The sequence below is a fragment of the Novosphingobium sp. SG720 genome (assembly GCF_012275365.1).
Taxonomy (GTDB): domain Bacteria; phylum Pseudomonadota; class Alphaproteobacteria; order Sphingomonadales; family Sphingomonadaceae; genus Novosphingobium; species Novosphingobium rhizosphaerae.
In genome coordinates, this window is the sequence record NZ_JAAZQN010000004.1 from 468,432 (window position 1) to 480,131 (window position 11,700).

Annotated in this window: 9 protein-coding genes; 8 read left to right on the forward strand and 1 reads right to left on the reverse strand. The window is 68.6% G+C overall.

From position 1 onward, the window contains the following. Nucleotides 1-5: 5 nt before the first annotated feature. From FHW94_RS16950 to FHW94_RS16985, 8 genes are read left to right on the forward strand one after another with little or no spacing between them, the layout of a single operon-like run. The gene (locus FHW94_RS16950; protein ID WP_168556976.1) at nucleotides 6-290 is read left to right on the forward strand and encodes a type IV secretion system protein VirB3; all 285 of its coding nucleotides are present in this window, start codon (nucleotides 6-8) and stop codon (nucleotides 288-290) included. Next, entirely contained in the window at nucleotides 287-2,683 is a 2,397-nt protein-coding gene (locus FHW94_RS16955) for a VirB4 family type IV secretion/conjugal transfer ATPase (RefSeq protein ID WP_168556977.1), read from the forward strand. The genes FHW94_RS16950 and FHW94_RS16955 overlap by 4 nt, the downstream gene beginning before the upstream one ends. Further along, a complete protein-coding gene (locus tag FHW94_RS16960; RefSeq protein WP_168556978.1) occupies nucleotides 2,680-3,849 on the forward strand; it encodes a type IV secretion system protein in 1,170 nt (389 codons plus the stop codon). Before FHW94_RS16955 ends, FHW94_RS16960 begins: the two co-directional genes overlap by 4 nt. After that, a complete protein-coding gene (locus FHW94_RS16965; RefSeq protein WP_168556979.1) occupies nucleotides 3,846-4,694 on the forward strand; it encodes a TrbG/VirB9 family P-type conjugative transfer protein in 849 nt (282 codons plus the stop codon). The genes FHW94_RS16960 and FHW94_RS16965 overlap by 4 nt, the downstream gene beginning before the upstream one ends. Then, complete coding sequence (locus FHW94_RS16970) at nucleotides 4,691-5,767, forward strand: TrbI/VirB10 family protein (protein WP_168556980.1); 1,077 nt, start codon at nucleotides 4,691-4,693, stop codon at nucleotides 5,765-5,767. The genes FHW94_RS16965 and FHW94_RS16970 overlap by 4 nt, the downstream gene beginning before the upstream one ends. Nucleotides 5,768-5,777: 10 nt before the next feature. Then, nucleotides 5,778-6,743, forward strand: coding sequence for a P-type DNA transfer ATPase VirB11 (gene virB11, locus FHW94_RS16975; protein WP_349237540.1), 966 nt, complete (start codon nucleotides 5,778-5,780; stop codon nucleotides 6,741-6,743). A gap of 40 nt (nucleotides 6,744-6,783) precedes the next feature. Further along, nucleotides 6,784-8,742: an ATP-binding protein gene (locus tag FHW94_RS16980; protein ID WP_246866189.1), complete on the forward strand. Its 1,959-nt coding sequence runs from the start codon at nucleotides 6,784-6,786 to the stop codon at nucleotides 8,740-8,742. Continuing rightward, a complete protein-coding gene (locus tag FHW94_RS16985; RefSeq protein ID WP_168556982.1) occupies nucleotides 8,739-9,686 on the forward strand; it encodes a hypothetical protein in 948 nt (315 codons plus the stop codon). The genes FHW94_RS16980 and FHW94_RS16985 overlap by 4 nt, the downstream gene beginning before the upstream one ends. 777 nt (nucleotides 9,687-10,463) lie before the next feature. Here the strand turns inward: FHW94_RS16985 and FHW94_RS16990 are convergent. Continuing rightward, nucleotides 10,464-11,327 (reverse strand): SDR family NAD(P)-dependent oxidoreductase, encoded by an 864-nt coding sequence (locus FHW94_RS16990; RefSeq protein ID WP_168556983.1) that lies wholly within the window; start codon nucleotides 11,325-11,327, stop codon nucleotides 10,464-10,466. Between the last annotated feature and the right edge of the window lie 373 nt (nucleotides 11,328-11,700).

The window sequence follows — 11,700 nt, forward strand, 5'->3', positions numbered from 1 at the left end:
GCGCGATGGCCGGCCTCGCCCAGGCACCGGTGTTCCGCGCGCTCACCCGTCCGCAGATGTTTGCCGGAGTGACATTTTCGTTCTTCGTCATCAACATGGCGGTGACGACCGAGGCCTTCCTGATCACCCACAGCTTCCTGTCGTTGCCCATCGCGCTGGTGGTGCATGGCCTGGGCTATATGGCGGCGCTGCGCGAACCGCGCGTGTTCGACCTGTGGCTCGTGCGCGTCAGCCGCTGCCCCCGCGTGCGCAACTGGCGCCGCTGGGGCTGCAACAGTTACGCGCCATGACCGGGCGTTGGAAAGGCCCGGCCGCCTGGGCACGGCGCGAGGCGCGGGCGGGCGACCGGCTGCCTTATGCCCATCATCTGGACGACGCCACGCTCGCCTTGCGCGATGGCAGCCTGATGCGCGTGATCCGTGTGGACGGGCTGCCGTTCGAGACCGAAGACGCCGCGCAGCTCGACCATATGCTGGCCGTGCGCGAAACGATGTTGCGCAGCGTGCTCGACGCGCGTTTCGTGGTCTATCACCATGTCGTGCGGCGGCGCGTGGCGGCCGGGCTTGACGCGGCCTTTCCCGATCCCTTTTCGGCGGCGGTCGATGCGGCGTGGGGCGCGCGGCTGGCGGCCACGCCGCTGTTCGTGAACGAGCAGTTCCTGACCCTGGTGCGGCGCCCGGCGCGCGGCAAGGCCGGCTGGCTGGAGCGGCTGGGGCGCAAGACGCGCGGCAGCACGGCCGATGCGCCACGCGCCCTGCGCGATCTGGAAAGCGCGAGTGCGGCGCTGCTCGGCGCGCTGGGCGGCTATGGCGCGCGGGCCTTGCGCACGGTGGTGCAGGGCGGCACGCGCTGGTCGGAACCGCTGGCGCTGCTGTCCGCGCTCTACAACGGCGAGTGGCGCGGGGTGGCGCTGCCCGATGGGCCGACCGATCTGGGCCACCACATCCCTTATTCCCGCGTGTCATTCGGGCTGGAGGCGATCGAGACGCGGCGGTCGCAAGGCCGCGATTTTGCCGCGATCATCAGCCTCAAGGACTATCCCGACACCACCCGCGCCGGCATGGTCGATGCGCTGCTGCGCCTGCCATGCGAACTGGTGCTGACCGAAACCTTTGCCCCGGCCGACCGCCAGATCGCGCGCGAGCGGATCGACCTGGCGTTGCGCCGGCTGAAATCGGCCGACGAGGAAGCCATGGCCGAGCGCGCGCAGATGCACGCCGCGCGCGATGCGCTGGGGGCGGGCGCGGCCGGGTTTGGCGACCATCACCTCACGGTCATGGTGCGCGAGGGCAGCCTGGCCGCGCTGGAAGGCGCGAGCGCGGCGGCGATGAATGCGCTGGCAGACCTCGGCGCGATTGCCGTGCGCGAGGACGTGAACCTTGAGCCGGCATTCTGGGCGCAGTTTCCCGGCAACGAACACTATGCCGTGCGTCGTGCGCTGATCTCCACGGCCAACGCCGCCGGGTTCCTTTCGCTCCACGGCTTTCCCCTGGGGCAGGCGCAGGGGAACCATTGGGGCCAGGCGATCACGGTGTTCGAAACCACCAGCGCCACGCCGTTCTTCTTCAATTTCCATCGTGCGGACCTGGGCAATTTCACGGTGATCGGGCCATCCGGCTCGGGCAAGACGGTGGTGCTCAATTTCCTGGCGTCGCAGGCGCAGAAGGTGGCGCCGCGCATGGTGTTCTTCGACAAGGACCGCGGCGCGGAAATCTTTTTGCGGGCGATGGGCGCGCACTATGCCCGGCTTATTCCGGGCGAACCGACCGGGTTCAATCCGCTCGCCCTGGCCGACAGCGCGGAGAACCGTGCGTTTCAGCGCGATCTGGTGGCCTGCCTGGTCCATGCGGAAACCGCGGCGGAGCGGGCGCGCATTGCCGATGCCATCGATGCCCTGCACGAAGGGCCACCGCACTTGCGCCGCCTGCGTTTCCTGGCCGATCACCTTGCGGGGCAGGCGCGTCCCGATCCGGGCGACCTGGCCAGCCGCCTGGCGCCGTGGGTGGACGATGGCCCGCACGCCTGGCTGTTCGACAACGCGCACGACCGATTGGATATTTCCGCGCGCACGCTGGGCTTTGACATGACGCGGCTGCTGGACCTGCCGCTGCTGCGCACCCCGGCGATGATGTACCTGTTCCACCGCGTGGAAGAGCGGCTGGACGGCACGCCGACGATGCTGCTGATCGACGAAGGGTGGAAAGCGCTGGACGACGATGTCTTTGCCGCGCGCATCCGCGACTGGCTGAAGACCCTGCGCAAGCGCAACGCCATCGTCGGCTTTGCCACGCAAAGCGCGCGCGATGCGCTCGACAGCCGGATTGCCAGCGCGCTGGTGGAACAGACCGCCACGATGATCTTCACCCCCAATTCGCGCGCGCGGTGGGAGGACTATGGCGAGGGTTTCGGCCTTTCCGCGCACGAGGTGGACCTGATCCGCGCGCTGCCGGCGCAAAGCCGCTGCTTCCTGGTGCGCCATGCCAACACTTCGGTGCTGGCGCGGCTGGACCTGGCGGGCAGTCCGGAAGTGCTCACCGTGCTGTCTGGCCGGGAAGCGAGCGTGCGCCGGCTCGACTCGCTGCGGGCCGAACTGGGCGACGATCCCGCCTTGTGGCTGCCGGCGTTGACTGGCGTGGCGTGGCCGGGCCTGGTGCCTTCCGCGCTGGCGGAGGCGGCGGAATGATCTGCCCGGCGATCTCGGTGGCCGATGGCAGCACCATCGCTTCGGCGCTCGATGCGGTGGATTGCCTGTCGGGCCAGGCCACCGCGCAGGCCTTTGCCCGCCTGTTCGGCAGCCATGGTGGGCTGACCGTGGCGCTGACCATCGGGCTCACGATCTATGTCGCGCTGATCGCGATCGGGCTGGTTACCGGGCGGGTCACGCTGGGCCTCGCCAGCCTGAGCCCGCGGGTGATGACATTGGGCCTGGCGCTGACCTTTGCCACATCGTGGATGGCGTACCAGAACGTCGTGTGGGGCCTGCTATCGGGCGGGCCCGACCAGGTGGCGGGCATGGTGCTGGGCATCCGCGGCAGCGCTTCCCACGCCTTTGCCCAGCATCTCGACACCCTGTTCAACGCGGTGAGCGATGCAGCCGAACGCGCCCATGCCGCGCAGGGCGATGCCAAGGGCACCACGCCGGGCGACATGCTGTCTTACGCCGCCATGCTGCTGTTGCTGGGCACCGTTGGCGTGCTGGTCACCAGCCGCATCGCGCTGGCCGCGCTGCTTGCCGTTGGGCCGGTTTTCCTGATCCTGGCGCTGTTTTCGGGCACGCGTGGGCTGTTCGAAGGCTGGGTGAAAGGGGCGGTCCTGTTTGCCCTGGTGCCGTTGTTCACCGTGCTGATCGGCGCGGGCGCGCTGGCGCTGGCCGATCCGGTGGTGGCCGATCTGGGCGCGGGCGAGGTGGACATGCGCAGCGCCACGGCGGTGTTCCTGGTGGCGGCGGTGCATTGCGCGCTGATGGCCATGGTCTTGAAAGTGGCGACCACGCTGGTGGCCGGCTGGCGGATCGACGCCCTCATCGCGCCGTGGCTGGGTGGCGCGGGCGATCCTGTCCGCGCGCCAGGTTCCTATCCCACCATGGCGCCAGCGGTGGTGCCAGGGCAGGCTGGGCAGCCCGCTGGTGGCACGACGGGGAGCGCGCCACCCCGCGATCCGCGCATTCATGCCATTGTTACGGCCATGGCCCCGCCCGCCATGCCAGCGCCGGCCGCCATGCCGGGCGTATCGGTTGCTGGCCCGTCCCTTGCCCGCGCGATGCAGCCATCGGCGGCAACGACATCCGCGCCCAGCGTGAGCCGCGCACAAAGCCTGGGCCGCAGCCTGGGCGCGCCGGAGAACACATGATGACCGCCAAGGCTTTCCTGTCCTCCCTCGTCACGCTGGTGCTCGCACTGGCGCCGGGCGAGGCGCGCGCCGCGGATGCGCGCGTCCAGCACCTGGCGTTTCATGAAAACCAGGTGATCGCCATCGCCGCGCGCCCAGGCTATGAAGCCACGATCGCCTTTGCCGATGGCGAGCAGGTGGAAAACATCGCGATCGGCAGTTCGGCGATGTGGCAGATCACCCCCAATCGCCGGGCCGACCGCGTGTTCGTCAAGCCCACCAGCGCGCGCGCCGTGGCCACCAACATGACCGTGATCACCGATCGGCACACCTACCTGTTCGCCCTGCGCGTGGGGCTGGCGGGAGAGCCGCTGTTCCTGCTGCGCTTTTCCTATCCCGATGATCCGCCGCCACAGCCCCCGGCCACGCCCGAAGCGGCGCTGACCACCGCTGCGACCGATGCCGGAATGGTGGCGGCGCCCAATCCCACCCTCGATCCCGCCACGCTGCATTTCGGCTGGACCATGCGCGGCGCGCGCGCGCTCATGCCCGATCGCGTGTTCGATGATGGCCACGCGGTCTACCTTGCCTGGCCCAAGGGGCGCGATCTGCCGGCCGTGCTGGCGCCCGCGCCAGCCGGCGTAACTGCCGGCGATGGTGCCAAGGCCCGGCGGCAGGCCGAAGGGCCGGTCAACTATGCCAGCCAGGGCGATTACCTGGTGATCGATGGGCGCCATACTACGCTGGTGCTGCGTTCGGGCAAGGATGTGGCCTGGCTGGAACGCGATGCGCCCATGGCCGAAGTGCCCACGCCGCCGCTCGCCGTGGCGAGCGCGCCGGCGCAACCGCAGGGTTTGCCGAAATGACCGACGACCTCACCGATCCGCGCGCCGACATGGCGCAAGACAGCCTTGCCGAAGCCAGCCGCAACGCCTTTCCGGTGGTGGCCGGCAGCACGTTGGGCAAGGATCGCGGGGGCATGACGGCCGGCGTGGCGATTGCCCTGGCACTGGGCGGCCTTACCTTCTTCACCATGCACGGCCGCAGCGAGAATGCCCCGCCGCTTGCCCCGCCGGCATCGAGCCCGACGCCGCTGCCGGCGCTGTCCTCGCCGATCGCGCCCGCCCCGGCTTCGACCACGGCGGTTGCCACCCCGCCGCCGCCCACCCCCGCGCAGCAGGCCGTGCTCGATCGCATGCCGGCAGGCCAGGTGGCCGATCCCGGCGCTGCGCCGGTCATGGTCTATGATACGTCGGCCGCCGAAGCGCCCGTGCGGACTGCTGCCACGCCTGTTGCGCCCGGCGGGCCAGCCACGCCCCAGCAAAACCTGACGGAGAACGAAGCGTTTGGCACGCGCGTGGGCAATGCCGGGGTGGAAACCGCCAGTGCCACGCGCATCGCCGATCTTTCCAACACCGTCACCCAGGGCACGCTGATCCCGGCAATCCTGGAAACCGCGATCGACAGCGATCTGCCCGGCTATGTGCGCGCGGTGGTAAGCCAGGATGTGAAAAGCTTTGACGGGCGGCGCGTGCTGATCCCGCGGTCCTCGCGCCTGATCGGGCAATACAAGAGCGGTCTCGCCGCCGGGCAGACCCGCGCCTATGTCATGTGGACGCGGCTGATCCGGCCCGATGGGGTGACGGTGGCGCTGGCCTCGCCCGGCGTGGAATTCAACGGCCAGTCGGGCTTTTCGGGCAAAGTGGACAACCATTTCTTCAAGCGCTTTGGCGCGGCATCGATGCTTTCTGTGATCGGCGGGTTGGGCGCGCTTGCGGGGGGCAGTGCCAGCGTTCTGATTGCCAACAGCGGGACAAGCGCGGCTTCGGTCGCGGCGCAGCGCGATGCGCAGATCCCGCCTACGGTGCATGTGGCGCAGGGCCAGCCGATCCGCGTATTTACCGCGCGCGACCTGGATTTTGCCCCGGTGGCGCGGTGAGGGGCGCGCGGTGATTGCCGATCCCGTCCTGGCGGCGGCGCTGGCGCCGCTCCTGCCCTTTCTGGCGCGGCCCGATGTTTGCGAAGTGATGGTCAACCGGCCGGGGCAAGTGTGGGTGGAAGCGGCCGGCGCGCCGCAGATGGAATGCCATGACGTGCCTGCGTTGGATGAGCGCGCGCTGCGCCGCCTGGCCGAGCAGGTCGCGCGGATCAGCCACCAGGGGGTCAATCGCGCGCAGCCGCTGCTGGGGGCGACATTGCCCGATGGCGCGCGCATCCAGTTCGTCGGGCCGCCTGCCACCCGCACCGGATGGGCCATGGCCATCCGCCGCCACCGCGTGGTGGACCTGCCACTGTCGGCCTGGGCGCCCCAAGGGCCGCTGGCTTTGCCGCCATTGCCCGAAACGGACGGCATGGCCGAAGATCCGCTGGGTTGGCTGGCGCAGGCGGTGGCCGCGCGGAGCACCGTGCTGATTGCTGGCGGCACGTCGAGCGGCAAGACCACTTTCCTCAATGCCCTGCTGGCGCAAGTGCCGCGCGGCGATCGCGTGCTCGCGGTGGAAGACACGCCGGAAATTCGCCTGGCGCAGCCCAATGCCCTGGGCCTGGTGGCGGTGCGCGGGGAGCTTGGCGAAGCGCAGGTGGATACCGATGCGCTGCTGCGCGCCGCGTTGCGCCTGCGCCCCGATCGCATCGTGCTGGGCGAGTTGCGCGGGGCCGAGGCAATCACCTTCCTGCGCGCGATCAACACCGGCCACCCGGGCTCGTTCACCACGATCCACGCCAACAGCTGTACCGGCGCGCTGGAGCAACTGGCGCTGCTGGTCATGCAGGCGGGCCTGGGCCTCGCCCGGCGGGAAACCTTGCACTATGCAGCGCAAGTGATCGATGTTGTGGTGCACCTGGGCCGCCAGGATGGGCGGCGGGCGATTACGGGCATGGCCCTGGCGCGCGATCTGGTGGCGGGGATGGCATGATGGCGCGGCGTGAAGCAGCACAGGCAGCAAGGACGAGACAATGAAGCTTCCCCTGATCGCCCCCGCCGTCCGCCCGCGCGCCGGCTTGCCGCTGGGCATGCAGCTCATGGCCCTGCTGGTCTGCGCGCTGGTGGCGGCGCAGGCGGTCACGCTGGGGCTGACCGTGCTTTTCCCGCCCAGTCCGCAGTCGCGCTGGTCGATCGACGAAGTGGCGCAGGGGCTGTCTGGCGCGGCGCTTTCCACCCGGCTCGAGCGCGCGCAACTGGCCGGCCCGCCCGATATCGGCGGTGCCGGCTGGCTGGTGGCGCCGGCCGCGCGCGATGCGCTGGCCGCCCGGCTGCACCGCCGTGGCGACGATGTGGTGCTGGCATTCTATACGCAGTTACCGGTGGGCGGGATCGCCGTTCCTGCCGCGCACCCGGCTGCGCTGGCGCGCCAGGACAGTGGGCCGCTCGGCTGGATGGTGGGCACGGCCCGCGCCCAGGGCATGCCTGGCGGCGGTGGCCCTCCCGGCGGAGGTTTTCCGGGCGGCCCGCAAGGTGGCATGCCTGGCGGCGGATTTCCCGGCGGCGGGATGCCCAAGGGCCCCGCTGCCGGCATGCCGGGTGGCCGGGCGCCGACAGCATCGGCCCCGGCACCATCGAGTGGCGCCCGGACCCCGGCGGCGCCCCTGGCCGGCCCCGCGCCGGCCACTGCCGTCAACGGCGCGCCGATTGCCTTGCCCACCGGCATGCCGGCCCCGCTGCTCATTCCCGCGCCCGTGCCGCAAGTGCCCCCCGGGATTGGCGGCGCCCCAGTCCGCCCACGCGCACCGGCCGTGCGTCCGGCCGAACCGGCCAGCGCCAACACCGTGGCCAGCGTGCCCGAACCGGCGCCCGGCCTGGCCACACCGACGGGGTCGGGCGCCATCGCGCCACCCGTGGACCAGCCCAGGCCGGCTGCCAGGCCTTCGACCGCCGCCACGGCCGCGCGGCCGCAACCGATTCCATTTCGCCAGCCGGGGCAGGGTGGCTGGCTCGCGCTGACCACGCCGCCGTTCATCGAAGGGGATTTCGTGGCCGGCGTGCGCGGCGCCGATGGTCGCTGGACGGTGGTTGCGCCGCGGGCGGAACCCTTTCCCAACCGCTGGCAGCGGCAGGTGGCGCTGTGGTTCCTGTTGTCCTTGGCGATCGTCAGCCCGCTGGCCTGGCTCTTTGCCCAGCGGATCGTGCGCCCGCTGGAAGGCTTTGCCCACGCCGCCGAAACACTGGGCCGCGATCCGGCGGCCACGATCCTGCCGCTGTCCGGCCCGGCCGAGATCGGCCGTGCGGCCCATGCCTTCAACCAGATGCGCAACCGCTTGCGTGCCTTCGTGGATGATCGCACCGCGATGGTGGGGGCGATCAGCCACGATCTGCGCACCCCGCTGACGCGGTTGCGCTTTCGCCTGGAAAACGTGCCCGATGACCAGCGCGAGGGCCTGCTCAAGGAAGTGATGGAGATGGAGGCGATGATCAGCCAGGTCATCGCCTTCATCCGCGATGCTTCCACCCCCGGGCCGCGCCGCGTGGTCGACCTGGGGCAACTGGTGGCAGCCAGCGTGGAAGATGCCCGGCTGGTGGGCGGCGCCGTTTCGGCAGAACCGGCCGCGCCCCTGGCCGTGGAAGTGGACCCGGTGCAAATCCGCCGCCTGCTCGACAACTTGCTGGAAAACGCGATCAAGTACGGGCAAAGCGCCAAGGTGAGAGTGCGGGCGGAAGAAGACGAGGTCGTGGCCGAGATCGTCGACGCTGGCCCGGGCATTCCCGAGGAGGACCGCGAGCACGTGTTCGAGCCGTTCTATCGCAGCGAGGCGGCCCGCCGTTCGGGCAAGCCGGGCAGCGGGCTTGGCCTGGCTGTGTGCCGTTCCATCGCCCGCGCCCATGGCGGCGAGATCCGCTTTGCCCAGAGTGCGGAAGGCTTTGTCACGCAAGTGCGCGTGCCGCGCCTGTTTGGTGAAAGCGCGCGCCTGGCAGCATGAGGCGCGCGGCCTTTCTGATCGCGGCCTGCGGCTGTGCGCAAGCGCTGGGAGCCGGCGCGGCGCGGGCTGACGAGAGCACGGCGCAGGCGGCAGCGCCCGCCGCTGCCGGGGCGAACGCCGGGTTGGACCAGTGGATGGTGGCACTGTCTGGCGGCGTCACGCGCCCCGATGGCGGCGTGGCGGCGCCGTTTGCCCAGGCCGGGCTGACCCGGCGGCTGGGCCAAGGCTATGTGCGGCTGGCGGGCACCGCCTATCGCAGCGCGCAGGCCCAGGTTTCGCCCTATCCACCCAGCACCTATCGCGTGGCCAGCCTGGCCGGCGGGGGCACGTTCGACGGGTGGATCGTGGAACTGCAGGGCACGCTGGGGCGGCAGCGCCAAAGCCGCGTGGCAGGCCAACCGGGCCCGGCGCGCGTGCGTGCCGCGTTGCCGACCACCACATTGTTCGGGTTGAGCGGTTCGGTGGGCCGTAACCTGGCGCTGCACCAGGGATGGCTGCTGACGCCGACACTTTCGGCCGGTTTCGTGCAATCGCGCCTGGCCACCGGCGGCAGCGGCGCCACGCAGGCCATGCCGGCGTGGTCGGGCGCATTGCATCTGCGCCTCGATCGCACGATCAAGGGCCCGTTCGAGCGCAGCGTGGGGGCGTTCGTCTCTGGCCGGTGGACCAGCAACGCAGCGGTATCGCTACAGCCTGTGGGGCCAGGCGGCGTGGCTGGCGGGGGCGAGGGTGCCGGGCCGGGCGGGGTTGGCACTAGCGGCAGCGTGGGGCCAGGCGTGGGCCTGGTTGCAAGCCGGGTGCCCGATACCTGGGTGGAATTGGGCGTGGCCGCCAACATCGGCCTTTCGCGCCATCTCTGGCTCGATGCCTTTGCCACGCGCAGCCTGGGCCAGGTGGCGGGGCAAAGCAGCGCAATGGGACTTGGCCTGCGCCGCACGTTCTGAACGGTTGCTGGGCTGACGATGTTGAGGGTGGCTCCCCTCGTGGGAGACATTTCGAACTATTTCAGATTTCCAACGGTCGAATCCCGTCAATTGGTCGCGCGCTATCGCGCCGCATTTAAGAATGCAGCGTCCTGAAGATAATGATCATATTTTAAATTTGGCGCGCTACACTCTACAAGTGTGGTGCGCCATTTGCATTTTGTTGGGAAGAATCGAACTGTTTCTGCCTTGGGCGTCCGGCAAGGTTGTATTTTAAGCATGACTTGGCACCTGACATTCCAGCGGCAGTTCAAGACGCATGAGCATCCTGTAGCACGGTCCGCTCGAAGCCAAGGAGCCCTGTTGGACGAGAGCGGCAGTTCAGGCCCCTGGCGGAGCTTGTGGCACATCCGTTCCCGAACCGCAGGCAACACGCCTCGTTCGTTCATCCAGTTCACATGTTCAAAGAGCAGGTCCGAGCCCGGATGCGCACGAAACCTGGACCATCTGATCGGACAGGCAGTTCAGAGCCCCTGAGGGTCTGTGGCACATCCGGCCTTTTCATTTGATCCGACATCGTCATGCAACAGCGCGATTCGCGGCGCAAGGGGTAGGGCACTGAAGTGCCGAAAGCGCAGATTTCGGCCCTTTTGGGCCGAATAATGCGCATGTGCCGGATATGGTGCACTGGGTTGGTGGCGCCGAATGAGTGACAGAAGGAATTCTGCGCGTCGGCGGGGTTAAGGATGCTATTCCTCTGATTCTGCCTTCGATCTGCCAAGTAAGCGAACGTACGACTCAGCTCGAATGAACGAAATCTACGCCGGTTGCCTTCGTCGCCGTCTGCTCGATGGCGGGATCGACGCTGCTGTGATCCGGATTGCGCTGCTCGAGCATTTGGTCGAGGCGGGCCCGCATTTTGGGTTCGACGTGACTGGCGTGGGTGAGAATCCAGAACTGCCCCTCGACGATCGCGTCGAACGTCACGCGAGCGACCTCTGCCGGATCCATCGCGTCCGGGGAGTCCAGGACGGACACCTTCTTCCCATCGACCTCGCGGGTACCGGCGATCGCCGTCCGCACGAGTGCCGGGCACAGAACCGAAATTCCCACGCGGCTCTTATCGGCCGACAATTCGCGATAGAGCGTCTCCGACAAGCCGACGATGGCGTGCTTGCTCGCAACATAGGCGGCATTCCCCGGCATGCTCAGCAGCCCGCCTACTGAGGCCGTATTCAAAATATATCCCGATTTACGCGCGCGAAGGCCTGGCAGGAACGTGAGAAGGCCGTTCACGACGCCCCACACGTTGATGTCCATCATACGGCGCCAGTCAGTTTCGCTGGTTTCCCAGGCAAGGGCGATCTTGGCGATGCCGGCATTGTTGCACACGAGCCAGGGTTCGCCGAGTTGATCGATCGTCTCCTGCTCGAGGTGTCGGATCTGCTCGATATCCCGGACGTCGGTCTTCACGGCGATCGCCTTGACCCCGAGGGCTTCGACCTGGGCCTTTGCGTCGAGAAGTGCTTCCTCGCCGATATCCGCGAGTGCGACGTGCATGCCCCGGTTCGCAGCTTCCAGCGCAAGCGCGAGGCCGATGCCGTTAGCGCCGCCGGTGATTACTGCGACACGGCCTTCCAGGTTGTTGGCATTCGACGGCATCACGCACCTCTCAACTTTCAGAACGAGACACTGATAGGCGGCATTTGGCAGCCCGTGAGGTGACGGAAGGTGAGTGCGACGAGGTCACTGTCAGCTATGCTGCGGCAGAACTACCCGACCAGCTTTTCGGTCGCAGCCGATTGTGATCAGCGAGCCGGAACCCTCCGCCTCGCCCGTCAAAGATCAATATGTGAGCTGAGAAGACGCGGATCGCTAACGCCCAGCTCTCCGATTCAGCCTTCTGTTGCTCTCCGAAGCCCATTACGCTGGCTAATACCAAGGTGCAATGATCAGAACCCATTTGCCCATTGGCGCATCCCGATGGACATGATCCGCCATGGCTGATCGACGAGCTTGTTCCATGCGAAGCAGC

Coding starts and splice junctions, on each gene's coding strand:
- FHW94_RS16950 (WP_168556976.1), top strand. CDS start 6: ATGGCCGGCCTCGCCCAGGCACCGGTGTTCCGCGCGCTCACCCGTCCG.
- FHW94_RS16955 (WP_168556977.1), top strand. CDS start 287: ATGACCGGGCGTTGGAAAGGCCCGGCCGCCTGGGCACGGCGCGAGGCG.
- FHW94_RS16960 (WP_168556978.1), top strand. CDS start 2,680: ATGATCTGCCCGGCGATCTCGGTGGCCGATGGCAGCACCATCGCTTCG.
- FHW94_RS16965 (WP_168556979.1), top strand. CDS start 3,846: ATGATGACCGCCAAGGCTTTCCTGTCCTCCCTCGTCACGCTGGTGCTC.
- FHW94_RS16970 (WP_168556980.1), top strand. CDS start 4,691: ATGACCGACGACCTCACCGATCCGCGCGCCGACATGGCGCAAGACAGC.
- FHW94_RS16980 (WP_246866189.1), top strand. CDS start 6,784: ATGAAGCTTCCCCTGATCGCCCCCGCCGTCCGCCCGCGCGCCGGCTTG.
- FHW94_RS16985 (WP_168556982.1), top strand. CDS start 8,739: ATGAGGCGCGCGGCCTTTCTGATCGCGGCCTGCGGCTGTGCGCAAGCG.
- FHW94_RS16990 (WP_168556983.1), bottom strand. CDS start 11,327: ATGCCGTCGAATGCCAACAACCTGGAAGGCCGTGTCGCAGTAATCACC.